Below are 19,776 nucleotides of genomic sequence, written 5' to 3'. Positions count from 1 at the left end.
AGCCGTATCACTTTCCGGCCGGCAACAGCTCGCTCGGCTTCCCGACGTACACCACCACCAACTCATCCCGCGCCCGGGTCGCGGCAACATAGAGCAGGGAACGCTCCCGGCGTTTCGCGTCGGCGCGGTCTTCCTCGGGAAGCGATTCGACGAGATACCCACGCGGAAGGGCCTTGTCGCTGACCCCGACTAGAACCACCTTGGCGAATTCCATGCCCTTGGCACGGTGCATGGTCATCACGATCGGGGTCTTGGCCGGCCCGGCGCTGTCGCGGTCGACGAAGGCGACGGTCACGCCGCGATCGCCGAGCGCACGCGGCAGGCTTTCGCCCTCCTTGCGGGTCGGTACCAGCAGGCCGATGCTTTCCGGTGCGGTCCCGGCGTCGATCCAATCGCGAACCAGATCTCGTACCTTGCCGTACTGCTCGGTCAGCGAACCGACCGCAACCACCTTCGGGCTGGGTCCGCGCCGCGAGGAGCGATAGCCGGCGGTGGTGTCCTCCTGTTCATCCAGGTCGGTGAACTGTTCCCCGGACAGGATTCCCAGTGCGTAGTGCAGGTTCTGCTGAGTTGTTCGGTAGTTCAACGTCAACCGCCGGGATCTGCCGACGATGTCGATGCCGTAGCGGCTCAAGACGATCCGCTGACCGTAAATGCGCTGGTGGGAGTCCTCGGCCAGGAACAAGTCGTTCGGCCCGTGCTCGGCCAGCGCCCGGACCAGTTGGAGTCGGCAGGGGCTCAGGTCTTGGCCCTCATCGACCAGCACGTGATCGGCGGGACGCTCCCCGCCGCCGTTCAACACGGAGGCGGCGATCGCCGCCTTCTCATCGAAGTCGGTGGCGCCTTCGGCGGCTGCACCGGCCCGGTAGGTCTCGATGATGTTCCACACCGCGTTGCGTCGGGACCGGTTAAGCGCCACCCCGCGGCCGGTGCGGCGCGCCTTGAGGTACTCCTCGCGTGTGGTGATGTGATTCGGCAGCACCACGGTTGCGTACTCGGCTTCCAGAAATGCTGCCGAACATAAGTTTTCGGGTAGCTCACCGGCGTGGGCGTCGGCTGCGGTCGCCCAGGCTTGGGAACCGGTCAGTTTGAGTACCTGTGCGGTCCGCGCGCCGAGCACCTGGCTGACGGCGCCGGGCTGCCCGTCGGTGCCGGCGAGGGTCTGCGGTGCGGTCGCCAGGATGCGGTGGGCGATGGCGTCCACCCCGGCCACATAGATCCCGGATTCACCCAGGTCGGAGGCCAGCTGCACCGAGGGATCGAGTGTCTTGAGCTGGTGGCTCAGCGCATCGGCCAGCGTGCGGTTGAAGGTGGTCAACACGATGCGGGCGTTCGGGTTGCGGCGGTGGAGGTTTCGTGCCCGATGCAGCAGCACCACGGTCTTGCCGGTGCCGGCCCCGCCGGTGAGCCGGAAGGAGTCTTTGAAGTCGCGGGTGGTGTATTTGCGCTGTTCGGGATGGAGAAAGATCCGCCAGGCGGTGATGTCGGGGTTCTCGATGGCGGCGCGCAGTTCTTCGTCGTCTTCGATGAACGCGAACTGCATCCGCGCCGCCGGGTGCTGCATCGCTTCCAGGACGGCGTCGTCGTCGTTGGCATCCACTGTCGCCGGTTCGCTCAGCTGGTATTTGGCCCGGATCTCATCGAAGGACTCGCCGGTGTAGAGATCCAACAGGGCGCTACCCTGCCACGCCGCCGGGGCCGACGCCGCATAGTCCAGCAGAGCGTCTTCTCCCACCAGGTCCAGGGCGCCGGCGGCGAAGGCGGCGTCGATGCCCAGGGTGGTCAGATCCTCGACGGTGTACTCGCGGGCCCGCAGGCTGCGCTCACTGTCGGCCCCACTCGCTGGGGCGGGAATCTGTTGCGGTGCAACGGTGGGAGTCGCAGGAGCCACGTCGTCGACCGGGATCAGTTCGGCGATGCCGTTGCGCGGGTTGATGTCGAGCTTGCGGGTTTTGGCGATCGCAATCGCCTCGTCGTGCGGATAGGTGCCGGCGAACACGTAGGACGCCTCGTGCTGGCGGCCCTGCAGCTTGAACAGCACCGCGCGATAGGACAAGTCCACCCGGCCGGTGCGGGCCCGCGAATCGACCGAGTTCTTGATCGGTTCGATGTGCAGGCCGCCGCCGGTGTCGTCCTTGGCCAGCTTGGCCAGGAAGCTGAACGTGAGCTTCTGTAGGCTGCCGTCGAGCTTGTCGAGGCCGGGTCCGAGGATGATCTGCGGCACTTACGTCACTTCCTGTTCCAGGGCGGTCTTAATGATGTCGGGTTGCGGCTCGCACACGGTCCAGCCGGCGGCGTCGAGTTCCTGACGCTCGTCGTCGTCCAACCCGACGGCGACGGCGATCTTGTAACGCGGCCAGGAGATCTCGATTGGAATGCCGTCGACCTCTTCGCCGACGTCGGGCACCGGGAGGTCCGTCTGGGCCAGGGCCTCGATCAATTCCCGGCCGTCACCGATCACCTGCTCGTACGCATCCCGCCACCCCCCGGCCAATTCCACCGTGCCAGCCGTATTCGCCGCGGGTACCGGGGCGGCCGACTCCGCCGCGTGCCGCCGGGTGGTGATGACGGTCGGCAGCATCCGGAAGTTGAGCAGATTCGACCAGCGCAGCCACTCCCGCCAGCCGTCTTTGGCATCGGCAGACAATGCGGCGTCATCGTCGTCGAGCACCACCGTGATCTCGGTGGACTCCGGCCCGCCCGGCATCCGCACCGCGAAGCCGAACCCGCCGAAGTGCCAGACGAAGGTGTTGCCGGTTGGCTCGGGTGTCAGGGTGCCGTCGATGCCGGCCAGCGCGAGTTCGTCCAGCGGCCCGGCGCCGGCGCGGATACCGGCCGCTGGCCAGATGCTGATCAATCCCAGCGCCGGCAGCCAGTCCGACAATCGTTGGCGGGCATCACGGGAGGGAGACTGAATCCAAGCCACCAGCAGGTCGATGGCGGTGCCGAAGACTAGATCCAGGGTGCTCTTGCCCAGCCGGTCACCAGCGAGCTTGAGCACCTGGCCTTCGGCGTCGGTCCGCAGCGCCGGTGACGCCACCGGGATCTCCTCGACGTCTTGGTGGGTGACGGCGATGACCTGGTATCCGGCGTCGCGCAGGTTGCGGCGTTTCTCGGCGTCATCGGCCAACCGATTATGGACGGTCGAGGCATGAAAGAGCCAGCCGTCGGTGAAGATCGCGGTGGGCGGGATTCCGCCGCGTGCAGACGCCAGGATGAAATCCGGCCGGCTGCCCCGCACGTACTCCTGCGGCCGCAGCGTCCACCGGTTGGCCGAGCCCAGCGTGATGTCCCAGGCGATCCCGAGGTCGGTGGGTTTTTCGATGACCGTCGCGCCGAGCGCTTCCAGCCGGCTGCGCAACACGACCCGAAATCGCTTCTCCAGCTGGGATTCCGGGTCGACGACGCCGGGCTCCTCCTGGGTGACCACCCACCCCATCGTGTCGGGAACGACAAGGTCCTCGCCGGGCCGAAACTCGCGTCCGGCCAGCAGCCCGGCCAGGTGCCGGGCGGCAACCGACCGGGAGGTGTGGCCGACCAAACCGGGGGGAGTGAACGGCAGCAGGCAGCGTTCGCACGCCAGCCGGCCGTCATCGGCGCAGTCGCAGGTGCTGACCACCAGCCAGGCGCGGTGCAGCAGATCCCAGACGGTGGCCGGGTCGGTGAACTCGGTGAGATAGCCGGTGCCGCCGGGCACGGTGTCGTGCAGCAGCAGGGCGTGGTCGGTGCGCCCGTCCGGGGAGGGATCGACGATGGTGGTGATCTGAAGGTGGTCGGGGTCACCGCCAAGCTGCTCGCGCAGCCCGAGCAGCACCGCCGCCGACAGTGACGGGGTGGCGAAGTTGTCGCCGAGGGTGATCCACGACGGCAGCCGCAATACCAGGCCCTCGGTGATCAGCGAGCGGGCCAGCGCCAGGCTCGTGGTGGTCTCGTCGACCGCGTCACGCAGCGAACACCAGGGCCGATGCTCGCTGCGGCGGTTTGCGCCGCTGTGAGTGTCGAGCTTGCCGCATTCCGAGCAGACCCGAAACAGGGCCGAGTCGATCTCGTCGCCGGCCAGCAGACGCTTGTGACCGCCGATTCCGCTGCGGCCCAGGTTGATCCAGCGAAGCGACAGATTGCGCAGGTGCTTGGCCCCGAAGCCGGCCGACTCGACGAACCAGCGGGCGGTGACGTTGTCGGGGTCGATGTCGGCCAGCGGTGCCACGGTGAAGCGTTCCCGGGTGCGCTCATCGGTGCTGTCGTCGATGGTGGCTTCTTCGCGGCGGATGATCGCCGAGACGTTCGCCAGCTCGGCGACCGGCAGTCGTTGGCTGGTGTCGGTGATGGCGTGTGACCCGCAGCGTGGACACCCGGTGGGGGCGCCGCCCGTACCGTCGAGCGGTGCGACGTAGCCGCAGCGCGGACAGCACACCCAGGTGCGGACCTCTTCGCCGTCGGGGCCGAGGTCGATCGCGTCGATGCCGATCGCAAAGGCGTTGGAGTAGAACGTCGATCCTGGCGCGAAGTCGCGCAGTGCCTGCGCCGAGGCGCGGCTGAGTTCGAACTCGGAGTGTTCGTACTGTTGACTCTCGGGGTTGATCCAGTTCACCGACACCGCCAGCGTTACTGAATCGTCGAGCAGGGTGTAGTTGGGCAGCAGACCGAACGACTCCAGTGCGCTGATCCAGTATTCGGAACGCAGTTCGGCCAACTGCTTGCCGAGCAACCTGACCGCGGCCTGGGCGGTGCGCAGTTCGCGTTTGTCGTCAGCGGAGTCGGTGGTGGCCGCGCGTTTCTCCAGATCGGGCAGCACCTGTTCGGCCGCGGCCTTGCGGTGGGTGAGGGTCTCCAGGCGGTGATTCCAGCGTTGTGAAGCCTGGTGGCAGCGGGTGGCGAACTCACTGGTGCCGGCGGTGTCGGCTTTCGCAAATGCGCGGAGCCGGTCGGTGACGCCGGCGTCGAGGCCGGCGAAGCCGGACAGGAACGCGTCGACAAGTTCGTCGGCGCGGGTCTCGGCTTCGCTGATCAGCGCGCCCAGGTAGCTGTCGGGGCCGGTGGAACGCAACGCCTGCGGGGTGGTGCGCGGGTGCGGGGCATCGGGCCGGCGGGCCAGCACGTCGGCTACCGATGCGGTGAACTGGCGGCGCAGGATCTCCTCGGCGTCCAGATAGGTTGCCGGAGGACGGACTTCGCCGTTGATGGTGCGGTCGGGCTGCGCGAAGCGGGGCAGTTGATCGCCGCGTCCGGTCACGTACGCCAATGCGAGGGCGTTGCCGGTGAGCCGGCCGGCGCGGCCCACCCGCTGCAAGTAGGAGGCCACCGATTTGGGCAGCGACGACAGCAGCACCGCCGACAGGTCGCCGATGTCGATGCCCATCTCCAGGGTGGGGGTGGCGACCAGTACGTTGGGGGCATCCGGTGGAGGATCGGGCTTTTTGAATTCGGATTCGTAGGCCAGTCGGGTTTCGGCGGGCAGCAGGCTGGTGTGCTCGCGGGCCACCACCCGGCGAATGTCGGTGGCGCCGTACATCTGCCGGTAGAAGTTGTCTTCGATCTGATGCCGGCGCAGCCGGCCACGGCAGCGGGCCACCAGGCACGGCGCGTCGTCGAGTTGGTCGATGCCGGCCGGGTAGCTGTGCACGGTGTTGCGGCAGGTGTCGCAGACCAACGCGATCGACGACGACGCCAACTCGGCATCGGTGACCACCCTGGCCACGATCGAGGTGGCCGGCAGGTGGAAGGTCTGCCCGCCGCTGACGGTGGTGACCTCGCCGAGCACATCGCGTTGGCGCAGCCGGGTGAACAACAGCCGCGACAGCACCGCCGCCTCGCCGGCGGGCAACCCGAGCACCTTTTTCGTCCACAGGGCGTACCAGCCGCGCGCCGAGCCGACCGGCTCCAGGTCGGTGACGCGCGCGCCGCCACCGGAGACCGCGAAGCCGGGAGCCGAGTTGCCTTTGCCGAAGCCGGGCATGCCTTCGCCGCGGCGGCGCCCCCCGGTGACCCACCACCGGTTGCCATCTTCACGGCGGAACTTGTCGAACCATTCGTGCTCGATCGCGCCGCGGGTTCGCAAATGTTCCAGCACGCCGCGCACCCACGCCACCAGCCGACCGTCGGGCAGCCCGCCCAGGATTTGCTGAGCGCCGGCGTCCTCGATCGCTTCGGCTGCGGCAGCGCGCAGTACCGCGGGGGAGACGTCGACATTGACCAGCGCCGCACCGGTGGTCTCCAGGGTGCGCCCGACCGCGGAGCGCAACCCGAATTCCAATTCGATGTCCAGCAGCAGGCGGCGACGCACGAAGTTGCGGGCCTTCGCCGAAACCCTGGGCTGACGCCAGAACTCGGCGAACGCCGCCCGCTCGGCCAGCTCCGGGGGCAGCAGACGATAGCGGGCCGCCGGGTCGGCGCCGGCGAGTTCGATCATCCGATGCGACAGCGACTCCAGGTCGGTCTCCCCAGCATCGAGAGCCTGGCGGACCAGGGTGCGGAGGGTCAGTGCGTGTGAGCGGGACTGCACGAACCCGGCCCGGTGCGCGGCGTCTTGGACGCTGTCGGTGAATACCAGCGCCCGCTTCTCCCGGGCGTCGAGTTCTTCGGTGCCGAACACCGTCGACAGCGACACCGAGAGCATGGTGGCGATCGCCGAACCCAGAAAGCGGATGCCGTCGGTCTGCCGGCACGACGGGCAGGTGTCGTTGGTCGAATCGGCGCCCGCCGAATCGCCGCAGTGCACCAGCACCGGCAGTGCGGCGCCCTCGGCCAGCTCCTGCTCCGACGGTGTCTCGAAGGTGATCCGCCGCTCGGGCACCAGCAGCCAGCCCAGCTTCGACGGCGCATCGGCGTCGCTGTCCTGGTCGCCGTCGGCGGCGTAGGCCGCCTCGACAGGGGCATGAATCAAGGCGCGGAATCGGTCATCGCCGCGCAGCCGGCGCCGGCGGATGGCGGTGTCATCGACATCGAGCTCCCAGCCGGTGGGTGCAAGCGCCACCGCCCAACCAGACCGGTTGCAATGTCGGCAATACAACGCCGGTAGATAGCTGACGGCCGGGGCATCGGGGCCGCCGACGCGCACACCGTCGTCTTCCCAGATGAAATGCGGGGCACCGGTGGCCGCCCGATCCAGCCGGGTCAGTTCACGAATCCACAGGTGCGCCTCCACCGATGCCGCACCCCGGCCTTGGCGGGCGCGGACATGGCTCAGCGTGTCGATGAACGCGGCTAGGACTGCGCGCTGTTGCGCTGCGCTGTCGGGGCCGGTGGCTTTGACGCCGGCGAACACCTTGGCAGCGAGTGGGTCCAGCCCCGTTGCGGCAGTGGCCGACTCGATCAGCGTGGCGAACACGCCGTGGGCCTTGACCAGATCCAGCACCAGCGCGTCGTCGGTGACCATCGCGGTGGTCAGCGCGGCGTCGTCGCCACCGTCGTACAGGCCGCGCAGCACGGCAAGCGCTCGCGAGGCCGGCTCGGTCTGATCCCTGACCGCAGCGGCGATGTCCGCGATGCGGGCGTCATCCATCTCAGGGATCCGCCAGCCCGCCGCCTCGACCCGGGCCTTCGCATCGCCGGCCCACTCGGTGATGTTCAGCCGGGATTCGGTGATGACCGCGTCGGCGGCGAACGGTTCCCCGAAGACGGTAGCGGCGAAATTCAGCATCGCCGAGGGGTTTCCGCCGTCGCCCAGCGTCGCCGAGGTCGCCACCGGGGTGATCCGGCCCAGGGGCCGTTCCCGGTCGGCGGTGCTGAACGCTGGATCATCGGGTGCCCAATGGCTTTTCAGGGTCAAACCGAGCCGGCGCAGCAGCATCGACACGTCGGTGCCCTGCGCGCCGTCGTAGGTGTGAAACTCATCGAGCACCAGGTACTGGAGGCTGGCCGCGCTCTGGCGCCACAAGTCGGCGTCGGCCGGGCGCAGCAGCAACTGGTCGAGCATCTTGTAGTTGGTCAGCAGGATGTCGGGGGCGGTGTCGCGGATGACCTCGCGGTCGGTGATCAGCCCCTCATCGGTGACCGTGGTGCGTTGCGGGCCGGCGTCGCCGGTGTAGAGCGCCGCGGTGATCCCGGCCAACTCGCCGTGCTCGGTGAGCAGGTGCGCGAGCCGGCCTGCCTGGTCGTTGGCCAGCGCGTTCATCGGATAGAGGATCAGCGCCTTCATCCCGGTCACGCCTGCTCGTTTGGCCCGGCGCACATGGTCGAGGATCGGGTACAGAAACGCCTCGGTCTTGCCCGATCCGGTGCCGGTGGTCACCAGGGTCGGCTGCGGGCGTTGACCGTCGCTGAGTTGGTAGGTGCTCAGCCGGGCGAACGCCGCGGCCTGATGCCCGTACGGGACGTGGCCTTCGTAGAAATCCAGGTGCTCGCGCCAGCCCTCGTCGGCGGGCCGAAACGGCAGCCGCACCCGCACATAGGGGCCGCGGAACATCCCGGTGTCCGGGTGGGAGAGGAAGCCGTCGAGCACGGCGCGGGCATCGGGGTCGGCCAGCGCGAACGTGGTGCCCAGGTAGTCCAGCAGGCTGCGGGTGATCGCGGTGGCCTGCGACAGGGGGAGTAGCTCAGCCATGGCTACCAGCCGGCCGGCTTGAAGAAACGCCCGACGGGATTCGGCAACTGATGCTGCCGGTAGTCCTGGGCAGACAGCTTCCGCCACCAGTGCCGACCAGGCCCGTCATCACGATCGCCCTTCAATGCACCGGCAAGTTGCTTGGTTCCTGGGTTGACGGTCCCGACGGGCACGACTGATCGGGCAATTGATAGCGGCAACGCAAGGTCTGAGTCATTGGACACGACGATCGCGGCATCAACCTCCCGGCGAAACACGTCAGCGAGGAGATGTGTCGCCACATTGACGTCGGAACCCTTCTCCTCTCTGTTCCTGACCGTGGCCATGAACATCCCACCGTTGGGACCGGACACCCGTGATATCGGTAGCCCCTGCCAGGACTCAAACCCCGTCGGCTGGATCACCTCGGCGCCGCCGGTTCCCACCTTGCGCGCCAATGGCAGGTTCTTCGGCCACGCAACGTAGCGCCCCAGCTGTAGGACATCAATTGACTGATGCTCACGTAGTGCCTTGATATACAAGGCCTGGTCCCTATGGGCACCTTGGTTGTCCGCTGGGTCCACGTAGGCGGTGCAGTACACGATGCGCTCTATAGTCGACCCACTCCACCCGGCAAGGTCGTTCGTCAGACTTCTGATGTCGAGCCATCGCCATCCCGCGGTGCCTCGACCACAGTGATCACGCATCCCGTAGTACAGGTTGAACGCATCGATGTAGACGCCTACTCGCACGAGGGTTTACGTTAGCGGGTCCCCGCGACAAAGTGCCTCAACGAAAAGACCCAGCCCTGCGAAAAGGACTGGGTGGATGTCCCCAAGTTAGTTGCGTGCCAGCATCAAGTCAAGTCACACGCGCCCCATCAGCAACATTTTGTTGGCTGAGGTCGGCGGCAGTCCGTACTGGCCACCGACGGCGGCCGAGCACCGCCGGCAGCGGGTACGCCAGCTCGACGACATCCGCCACTGCAGTAATCGCGGCATCGCAATGGTCCGGCGCCGATCGCGCAGCCCTCGTGGACGGCGTCGTTGCGTCTGGCTGCAAGGAGGGGCGGCGCCTGCGGCCGGGGTAGCGGACCGTACGGGACGCCGCAGCGTGCGCTGCGGCTGGCGAGGTCAGGTTGATTCGCTACAGCAGCCCAACCCGATTGGCGCTATGCGCTGCCGGCCGCCGCGGCGAGCAGGTCGTCGGGATTCCAAATCAGCTTGGCTATCTCCCGGTAGAGGTCTCCGCGTTCGACGATGTCCGCCGCCTTGAACTCGTCATATGCCTTGAACGGCAACCCGCTGTCTTTGATGAATCGCGTGAAGCCGGGATTCTTGACGTAGCTCTGCGAGTTGAGGCTCGAGGCGAGGAGGTTTTCCTTGTAGTAGTGCGACAGCTTCTTCTTGTAGGTGCCGTCGCCATAGCTGGCATTGAACTGCTTGGGCAGCAGGAGAAGATCACCGATCCGGTTGCGCTGACGGGCGAAATCGGCTTCATGGCTGAACTCGTCCTTGTGGCGTTCGGGGCGATCGGCCCAGATGTGCTCGACCTCGTACTTCACCTTGCCGCCGTTGGTCAGCGCGATGTAGCGCGACGCCTGACCGGATTCGACGGTGATGTAGTCGGTGATCCGGGCGAGAATCCGATGAAGTTGCCCGCGGTTCTGCTGGTGCACGTACAGGTCGTCGTTGCTGTCGAACGTCTCCTCAACCTTCTTGAGGTAGTCGCGCAGCGTCGTGGCGAGGGCATCGGCATCGCAACCGCGGATGTCCCGCATGACATTGAACATGGCGTACTGCATCGTCGAGTAGGCCGTCGATCGGAAGTTCCAGATCCGCCAGGCCAGGAGAATGTCGGCGAACCTTCCGACGATCTCCAGCTTCTGGTCAATCACCGCCTGACCGTCCTCGACCCGTAGCGGCGCCAGGAGGAGCTGGTTCTGCAGGGTGAACCCGAAGTCGGCGTTGTAGCGGATGAATCGCAGTGGACTGTCCGGATCGAACTTCCCGGTCGTTGCTTCGAGGATGCGTCCGTACTGGCGGCTGTAGAAGTCGAAGTCGCGGATGACGAAGCGGTAGAAATCTTCGCTCCTGTCGAGACCGACAGCGGTGTGTTCAGCGCGCAGCCAGCGGTGGAACTCGGTACCGATCCGATCCCAGTCCTCGGGGCGGGCGCCCTTCTTCCGCTCCCGGATCTTCTTGGCGTACTGGCTGCGCAGCCAGGTTTTGAGGAAATCCGATCCGGCGTCATCCGCCTGCTCGTTGAGGACACGCAGCCGCTTGCGCCACAGTTCGTTGGCTTTGGTGCGCGGGCCACCGTCGTCCATGTTGGCCAGCAGGTAACCCTTGAGCATGTCGGCCGAGGTGAGCTTGAGGCCGCGATCGTTCATCGTCTCGAAGATCGCATAGGCGTCATCGTCGGTGTAGGCGGTGATCTGGACGAGTTGGACGCGGTCTTTGAGCCAGTCGATGAAGTACGGCAATGCCGTCTCCTTCAACTCCTCGGGGAACCGCTCATCGAGTTCTGCGTACCGATCCACGAGGGTGTACACGGACTCGGGTGCATCGTCTGGTGGCTCGTACTCGCCGGATTCGAAGAGGGCGGCCATGCAGTCGTTGCGGTCGGGAACGTCGAGGTTGAATGATTTCTCCCCGAATTTCACCGACAAGATCAGCTCGTCGATGTCCACGACATCGTCCCGTTCGAGTTGCAGCCGTCGCAGGTAGGCCAGAAACAAGGTGAGGCTGGTGAGGCGTTGTTGCCCGTCGACGATGAAGGGCTGGCTGCCCTTCTGGGAGATGATGATCGACCCGAGGTAGTAGCCGGGATACTTGGCGACGTCTTTGCGGGCGTGGTTGGGTTCGTATATCTCAAGGAATCTCGTGGTCAGGTCCGTCACGAGGTCGGCGAGTTGCTTGGACTGCCACTTGTATTCGCGCTGGTAGTAGTCGATCGAGTACTTCTTCTTCTCCAGGATCTCGGCCACGGTCTTGGCGACAGCGTCGATGGCGCGGTTGGCATCCTTCACGTCAGGCTCCTTCTTGGTTGAGCCGCCGCGCGAATTCGGCGTAGGCGGTGCGCATGTCGGCTTCGCGGTCAAGGAACCGGAACGGCAGTTCGTAGGTGTAGGTGTTGCCGGCGGCGTTGGTGGCGGTGCGTTCCTCGGCGGTCAAGTCGTCGCCTTTCTTGCGCCACACCGACAGCACCTCGTAGGGGACCAGGCGGCCGTTGATGTCATAGAGGTAGGTGTTGCGGTCGTAGCCGTAGAGCACCGGGAACTGGGTGCGGTACACCGTGCACAACTCGTCGGCGGTCAACCCGAGGCCCAGTGCCACGAGGGCGTCGATCTCCACCAGGGCTTGACGACGGTCGGCGGCGATGCGCAGCGGGGTGTCGTGGGCCCAGTCCGGTTCGATGGCTCCGAGGGGTTGGCGACGGGTGTGATTGAAGCCGCCGGCCCAGTCGTCGGATTGCATTGCCGGGTCGAAGCATTCGCGCCACAGGTCGGTGTAGGCGTTGGTGACGCAGTTGAGGCGGAGGGCGCGGAGGATGAGCAATGGCTGTATGCAAGGGTTCCTCGCCAGCGGAAGACGGCTAACGGTGCTGAAGCGGATGCTGGATTTTGGAGCGGCACGCACAGCGAAGTCCGCTACAAGTGACGACAGCATAGCGGCCGCGATCATCAGGTCGGACTGGCTCGACGCGGCCACCGAATATATTGATTGCCTCACGTGCACTGGTCCGGGTGGGATAACCGCCGAAATGAGCGTTCGTTCGTTGGTGTTTGCTGCCATGCTCCGCCATGCCACACGGTACTGGTCGCGGGCGCGGATCGGCTGACCATTAATTTCCCATGACATATAACCGCTGCGGAACGCGGACGTCGTGCGAACCGGTTTGTAGGTGGTGGCCGGGATCGCATCAACAGCTGAGGCTTCGAAGTCAGTAGGTGACCAGTCTCGATTTGATTTCATGGTGCGGTTCGGCGACTTGTTGAGTGGGGTAGCTACATACAAGTGCGGGCCCTGCAGGATGACGTTGTCCCACGCACTCGGGATCTCCCATCGAGCATCGAATAGGCCTGCCTCTCGGTCAGTTGTTTCGTCCCATCCCCGAAAGAACAGAAGTTCACGCTCGCCGAGGCGCGGAGCGTTCGCCAATTGCGTCAACACCCGTGCTACGGAACGGTTGACCGTGTAGACCATACGGCTGCGCTGCGGCGGAACCTCCGGCGTTTCAAGCAAGTCTTTCCAGACGGCCAGAACTTGGTCATCGACGGTGATGATCCGGCCTGCATGTGGTCGCAAATCCCAGTTTCCGTCGAGATCTTTAACGCCGGGTTCTGCTCCAGAATTATCGTGGACGAGCGAGCGCACGACCGTATCGGGGTGATACAACGACGAGGCATTGAGGAACAATGGCTCTCGCGCTAGCCCATACACATGCACGCCGTACTCGACCAGGTTGTGAATCTCAAACAGCTTGAGTTGGTTAATGAATTGCCAGTGCTGCCGTAGCCGTTGATACGCACCCTCCCGCAGCAGGCCGGCCTTCTCGTCGGTGAAGTGGGTCTCGGGGTGGATCAACGACACCGTGCCGCGTGGAGACATGTTGCGCCAGGTCTGCCCCATGAAGCAGCGATAAAGGTCCGGCTGCAAGCCCTTCAGCAGTGGGTACTGGCGTTCATCACCGACAAAGGCGGCGAGCGCGGCGATCTCGGCGGTGCCATCGACTACTAGATCGCGGATGCCGGGCAGTGCCAGAGTGGTTGCTTGCTTAGCTCGCACCTCGGCCTGCGTTGGTTTGAGTGCGAGTTGGAACCATGGATCACCCTCAGAAAGAAGTGCAGCCACGTCAGAGCGCGGCCGCACCCATGGCGGGTTCCCGACCTGCAGATCAAACCCCCCACGCCCGAACACCGGCCCGAAATCAAGCTCCCAGTGGAAGAACCCGTGCCGTCCGGCCAGCCGTTCGCAGACCACTAACCAGCGATGCGCGGCCAGCACTGCGTCAACATTCTTGGCTTGGGCGAACGTCAAATCGTTGTCTTCGGCAACGCCGAGGTCGTCCCAGTCGTCGATGTCGGCGAAGCTGTATTGCTGCTCGTCGCGGCGGCTGACTTTCAATTCCTGGCCGAGCAGTTGCTCCAGCCCGTCGATCCACGCGTTGACGCTCGGCGGGGACACCAGTTCGCCGTTCACGGTGGCTAACTCGTCGGTGAGCGGCCAGAACCACAGGGCGCACCAGGCGTCCATCACTCGGCGCAGCCGTTGATGCGCCCCGGCGGGGTCGGCCAGGGCTGCCTCGATGGCTTCGCGGGGGACCGCTCCGCCGGCGTCGGGCAGATCGTCAGCGCCCCAGACCGGGATGGCGCGACGGATCTGGGCTTCGGCGATCTGCAGCCGACGCAGCGCGAGGGCCCAGAGCCGTTCGGTGCGCCGGGCTAGCGACGACAGATTTGCGATCTGGGTTTTGGACAGCTTGGGGCGCAGCGATTTCCGCCAGTCCTTGAGCCGTTCCAGCGCGTCGGGGGCGAGTTCCTTGGCTTCCTTGGCGTCGACGGTGGCGCCCCAGCCGTCGACCGGCAGCAGGAAGTGGTGCACCCCGCCGCGCAGATCATCACCCAGCGTCGACAGCGGTGCATCGGTGGGAGTGGCCTGCAGCCAACCCTTTTCCCGCAGCGATGCCGCCGGGATGATCGAGTGACGTGCCCCCACCAGCGAGTTGCCGCGGCGCAGGTGCAGCCCGAACCAGGGGGCGGCCAAGCCTTCGCCCATGGTGGCCAGCCACAGCGAGATCTCGGCGAACTCCACCGCGGTGGCGTTCAGGTCCACCCCGTAGGTCTGATGCAGCGCGATGTAGGCCTTGACCTTCTGCAACTCGGCGGCATACGCGTCGGGGTCGATGCGCTGGTCGAGTTCGTCTTGTCGCCGACGCAGATATTCTTCGGCAAGCTGCTGGACGGCTTCGATGGCGAACGCCCCAGAGCCCAGGGCGGGTTCGCAGATGCTCAGGTCCAAAATGGCACGGGCGGGCGTGGTTTCGCCGTTCGGGTCGAGCAGTTCGGCCAGCGCCTGCCCGACCACGAAGCGGGTCAGCACCTCCGGGGAGTAGTAGGAGGCCGACTGCTGGCGTTCCCGCCCGGAGAGGCGATAGACGAACGTGCCGCGGTGGTGCAGCACCGGTTTGCGCTCCCCGGTGTCAAGGTCTTCGGCGGTGACGAAGTCGGATCGGGCGATGCCGTCGCTGCGGGTGGTTGGCACCACCCACGAGCCTTTGGACGCGTCGCCGTTCTTGGCGACCTCGAAGAGGTCTTCGGCGGCGAAGAAGCCGGTGTAGCTCATCAGTCCTTCGTAGACCGCGCCGAGCTGGTTGATGCCCAGTTGGGCATAGGAGATGAAGCCGCGGTCGCGGCCCTTGGCCTGCTTGCTGAGCAGCAGGTGGCGGAACACCTTCTGTAGTTCGGCGTTGCCGAGCTTGACCTCATCGATCAACGCGATGGCGCCGGGTTTGAACAGGTCGGCGCGCAGCGGCTGAAACACCAGGCCCTCGGCGGCGGCCGGATCATCGCCGCTGCCGTCGTGGCCGCGATCGACCAGATCGAACAGCACCGCCAGCGATTCATACAGGTGCGTGCCGGACCGGGCGCGGGGGCTGACCAGTTCTGTCAGGGTGAGCTCGCGCAGCCGGTCGATGGAGTAGCCGCGCTCGTAGGCGGGCTCACCGACCGGCAGCACCGCCAGCTCGGGGGAGGCTTCGGCATAGAGCAGGAACAGGATTCGGTACAAAAACCGCAGCGCGTCGCGGGCCAGCGGCTGGGCCTGCTCCGGCGGCAGCGGCGCCAGGCCGAGGGCTTTGCGGCGCGCGACCACCTCGTTGGCGATGATCTCGATCGACAGCCGCACCCCTTCGCGCAGATCCTCCGACACCCCGACGGTGTGCTTGATCGACTCCTCGATCACGCTCGACCACCAGATGGCGCCCTCGGCGTCCGGGGCCAACGAGTCAGCGTCCAGACAAGCCAGCGCGCGGTCGATCTCACCGCCGCGTTTGGTGTCGGCGCGCTCACCGACCAACTGCAGATCCACCGCCAAGTAGCGGCCTTCGGGCCAGCGTTCCCGCTCGGTGACCAGCGCCCGTCCACCAGCGAGTACCAGGGCGAACTGCGGGCCGTCGGCGGCGACGAACAGATGCGACAGCAGCCGGGCCACCGAGGTGATCGGCTTGCCGTCGGCCACCTCGTCGGTGAGATAGCCGCGCAGCAGCGACTTCTCGTCCTTGGCCAGCAGATCCTCCAGTGCCAGAGCGCCGCGGGCCTCCACGATCGCCAGCGGTGCCGGGCCGGCAAGCCCGCGGGCTCGCAGTGCCAGCACCGGGCCGGGCTGCCCGTCGACGCCGCCGAGGCGTTCGATGTCGAACCGGACCGGGTTGTCGAAGCCGAGGATGTCGCGCAGTTGCGTGTACAGCGCATCGACGGTGTCGGCGTCGGCGGTTTCGGCCAGGCCCAGAAACGCCTGCGCCAGCTCGCGCCGGTGCGCGGTGTAGCGGGACCGAGTGGTGGGCTGGTTCTCGTCGTGGGCTGGATCATGAGCCGAGTCCCACTGCTTGCGGCGCTCCAGCACTTTGGCTTGGAACGACTGCGATTTGGCGTCGGTGGTGAAGTAGTGCTCGGACAGGAAGTCGTCGGCGAGCAGCAGTGCATCTGATGTCGGCATCGCGGATTCCTACCTGTTTCCCTGCGGTTGCGGCACGACGACCACCAGGGGGCGCACCAGCCGCCGGTCCGGGTTCATGTCCTGTGCCAGTGATTGTTCGTCGTCGATCCGCCGGGTGCGCGCGACGAGGGTCTCCCGCCTGGCCAGCTCGCCGGCCTGCTGTTTCCAGGTCTGGGTGCGCTGCGTCCACGCGGCGATGCGGGCTTGCGTTTCGGCGCGGATCGCCTCGGCGTGCTGATCGGCGGCGGCATTCGCGGCCCGCGCCGCGGCGGCGACCAGTGGCTGCAAACCGGTCACGTCGGTGAGGTCGCCGGGGTTGACGGTGGCCAGGTTCAGCGCGTCGATCGCGAGGTGCGGATGGCTGTAGGCCGTGGCCATCCCTACCTCGGGTTGGCCGGGGTCGGGGAACACCACCGTGTAGTAGGACGCGGCCACCACCTGGCCGCGCCGATTGGACTGGGTCACCAACACCAGCACCGTTGGGAAATCCACCGTGCCGTGTACCGCGAAGATCTCATCGCGACTCAACTCCGCCAGCGCCCGATCGGCAGCCCACTCGACCACCGGGTGCAGCGGCGCCAGGAAATGCGCCTCCGGCCACGTCGTCGTCGAATCCCCGGAACGCGCCGCCTCCAACTCGGCCTGCCCGCGCGCCGGCGTCAACGCCAGCTTGAACGACTCGATCACCTTGCGGTCAGCCAGATAGGACTGCGGCAGCACCTGCAGCCGCTGCCGCAGATCCGCCGGCGGCACCAGTGAGGCGATCGAATGATGCTGGTGCACCTGCCATTTGATGCCGTTCGGCGGCGCCTGCGCCGGGGTGGTGATGAACTCATCGACCGCGTCGGAGACGAAAGCGAACTCGCTGGCGTACACCCCGGTCCTGGGCCGCGCGCTGGCGGTTGCGCCGGCCCCGGCCTGCGGGATCTCTCCGGTGGCCAGGTCGGCGAAGAACGCATCCAACCCGCCGCCGGCACGAGCCTCGTCGACGGTCTTGACCTCGGCGTCGAATTCGGCCTTTCCGGCCAGCACCTCACGGATGGCGTCTTCTTCGGCGGCGACGTCATAGCTGCCCATCAGCGACGCGACGTCGCCGAGGGCGGTGTGGGCTTCGTGTTCGCGCTCCACCAGCCGGGTCAGCACCTTGATGTCGCCGCTGAACCGGCCGGCGGATGGGGTGAGCAGCAGCGTGGTGATCTGCGGGCGGTGCCGCTGCCCGTAGCGGTCGATGCGCCCGTTGCGCTGCTCGATGCGGATCAGGCTCCACGGAATGTCGTAGTGCACCAGGTGATGGCAGTGGCTGTGCAGGTTCACCCCCTCCGAGGCGATGTCTCCGGTGACCAGCACCCGGATCGGTGAGGACGCCAGCTTGAAGGACTCCACGATGTCCTGCTGCTCTTTGTCGGACAGCCCGCCGTGCAGCATCGCCACCTGATCTCCGCCGAGTTTGAGATCGGCGGTGATGGATTTGCGCAGCCACTCCAAGGTGGCGACCCGTTCGGCGAAGATCACCACCCGGCGTTCGGCGCTGGGCGAGATACCGATCGCTTTGAGGTGTGCCAGCAGCCCGTTGTACTTGGCCGAGCCGGTGTGGCGGGCCTTAGCGGTCAGCTCGGCCAGCCGGGTCAAGGCTGTGCGTTCGACGGTCGCCTTGGCGCTGTCGTCAAGGCGGCGCAGCCGTTCGGTGATGGTGTCGACCAGCGCGGCGGGGGAGGACAGGAACGCCTTGGCCAGCACCCACGGGAACAGGGCGGCGGTCTTGCCCGAATACGGTGAGGCGCCCGACTCCGGCCACAACCAGACCTCTTCGAGTTCGCGGGCGATCTCGTCTTCGGCCGGCGATGCGGTGATGGTGATGTGCTGCGGTGGTTGGCGTTCGGCCCAGTCCGCGCCGACCTCGGCGGCCACATCGGGGTGGTGACGGTGCCGGCGAATCACGAGCTTGGCGACCTGGTCGAAGTCCGGTTTCCCGGCGGGGCTGACCGCGCTCGGGTCGAGCATGCGCACCAGCTCGGCGAACGACTCGGGTTTGCCGTTGTGCGGGGTGGCCGAAGCCAGGATCAACGCGTCGGTGCGATCGGCCAGCAGCCGCACCAGCCGGTTGTTCTGCGAGGCGGTGTTGGTGACGTTGTGCGACTCGTCGACCACCACGGCGTCCCACCACTGCTTTTGCAGGTGGGCGATGTAGCGGTCGCTTTTGAGGGTGTCGATGGAGATGATCACCCGCTTGTAGTAGGTGAACGGGTTGCGGTTGGCCGGCAGAATCTGCCGAATGCGTTGAATGCCGGTGGAATCCAGTCGCACGAACGGCAGCGCGTAGCGGCTCCACAACTCCATCTGCATCTGCTCCAGCACATGCTTGGGCGTGACGATCAGAATCCGCTCCCCGCGGCCGCGGCGCACCAACTCCGAGAGGATCATGCCGATCTCAATGGTCTTGCCCAGTCCCACCGCGTCGGCCAGCAGAATTCGCGGCCGCAGCTTGTCCGGGTCCAGCGCCTTTTGCACCGCCTTGAATTGGTAATCGAGGTGGGTGGCCAGACCGCGGTGCGCGATGGTCAGATCCGGGTCGGTGATGGCCGCCGGCGTCTTGCGCAGCGTGGCCTCCAGCCACAGCCGGGCCCGCCGGAACCCGGGGGAGTCATCCGCGGTAACCCGGACCTTGGTCGGGTCGACCTCGACGACGGTGTCGATCGCGGTGGAGAACGTCGCGGTGGTGTCGCGCACCAACTCCGACAGGCCGATCACGTGCACGAAGAAGCCGTCGGTGGCCTCTTCGACCGCGGTGACCAGCCATTCGGCGTCGCGCACCAGCACCACCGAGCCGGGGGCCGCGGTGAACGGTGTCGTGGTCGGCTTGTCTGCCGTGGTAGTCACTGGGGCTCCGGTCAGGGGTTTCGGGTGTTCTGTCGGGCGCGTCTGCGGTGCCGGCTGGTCGGGGGGTTCATCGGGTTGTGGTTCAACCTCGCCGAGAGCGATGAATGCATTGAGCACGATCTCACGCAGGGTCTTCGCGTTGCGCAGCCCATGCAGATACGTCATCTGGTCGCGATGCTTGGCCAAGTGGCCGTCCTCATGGCGGACCTCGCGCAGCGCGGCCACGATCGCGTCCCTCGCCGGCGTGTCGTGGGAGACCCAGTGCTTCAGCAGGGTGGGCCATGCATCGTGGACGAAGTCGTCTTTCGGGCGGGCGCCATACCAGCTGTGCAGTGCCTCGGCGGGGTCGTCGGGATCGGCGAAGCCCAGATCTGCGTAGAGCGCGTCAAGCAGTGGTCGGGGCAGGTTCGCCCAGTGAAACTTGTATCTAGGCACGGTCGATCCCGTGCTGCGGTGCTGCGGTGATTTTCACGCTGGCCGGCCGCTCGTCTCGGATTCGCATGACCGAGTGAATCTAACGCGCGAGACCGACAGGCTCGGCGGTGAGAGGTGGGTCGACGTTTGCGACGTTGCCGCCGACACGGTCGGCCCGATTCGTCCTACAACCATCTACACCCTGCACGTACTCGAAATCTCCTACGACAGCCGACTGTAGTGCGA

6 protein-coding genes are annotated in these 19,776 nt (G+C 66.3%); all 6 read right to left on the bottom strand.

The features are described from left to right. Positions 1-7 precede the first annotated feature (7 nt). A complete protein-coding gene (locus A5771_RS10315) occupies positions 8-2,224 on the bottom strand; it encodes a UvrD-helicase domain-containing protein (RefSeq protein WP_064855117.1) in 2,217 nt (738 codons plus the stop codon). Further along, the gene (locus A5771_RS10310; protein WP_064855116.1) at positions 2,225-8,542 is read right to left on the bottom strand and encodes a DEAD/DEAH box helicase; all 6,318 of its coding nucleotides are present in this window, start codon (positions 8,540-8,542) and stop codon (positions 2,225-2,227) included. A gap of 2 nt (positions 8,543-8,544) precedes the next feature. After that, positions 8,545-9,063 carry an NYN domain-containing protein gene (locus A5771_RS10305; protein ID WP_342707868.1) on the bottom strand — a complete coding sequence of 173 codons (519 nt, stop codon included), beginning with the start codon at positions 9,061-9,063 and terminating at the stop codon, positions 8,545-8,547. Positions 9,064-9,692: 629 nt separating this feature from the next. Beyond that, positions 9,693-11,552: a DUF262 domain-containing protein gene (locus tag A5771_RS10300; protein WP_064855114.1), complete on the bottom strand. Its 1,860-nt coding sequence runs from the start codon at positions 11,550-11,552 to the stop codon at positions 9,693-9,695. Position 11,553: 1 nt separating this feature from the next. Further along, entirely contained in the window at positions 11,554-16,239 is a 4,686-nt protein-coding gene (locus A5771_RS10295) for an Eco57I restriction-modification methylase domain-containing protein (RefSeq protein ID WP_064855113.1), read from the bottom strand. 9 nt (positions 16,240-16,248) lie between these two features. Then, a complete protein-coding gene (locus A5771_RS10290; RefSeq protein WP_234783018.1) occupies positions 16,249-19,551 on the bottom strand; it encodes a helicase-related protein in 3,303 nt (1,100 codons plus the stop codon). Positions 19,552-19,776 lie beyond the last annotated feature (225 nt).

Source organism: Mycolicibacter sinensis (assembly GCF_001667375.1).
Lineage (GTDB): Bacteria > Actinomycetota > Actinomycetes > Mycobacteriales > Mycobacteriaceae > Mycobacterium > Mycobacterium sinense_A.
This window is presented reverse-complemented; position numbering and strand designations above follow the sequence as displayed.

What these genes read in the sequence shown, in the direction of transcription:
- A5771_RS10310 (WP_064855116.1), bottom strand. Translation starts at nt 8,542, where the DNA reads ATGGCTGAGCTACTCCCCCTGTCGCAGGCCACCGCGATCACCCGCAGC.
- A5771_RS10295 (WP_064855113.1), bottom strand. Translation starts at nt 16,239, where the DNA reads ATGCCGACATCAGATGCACTGCTGCTCGCCGACGACTTCCTGTCCGAG.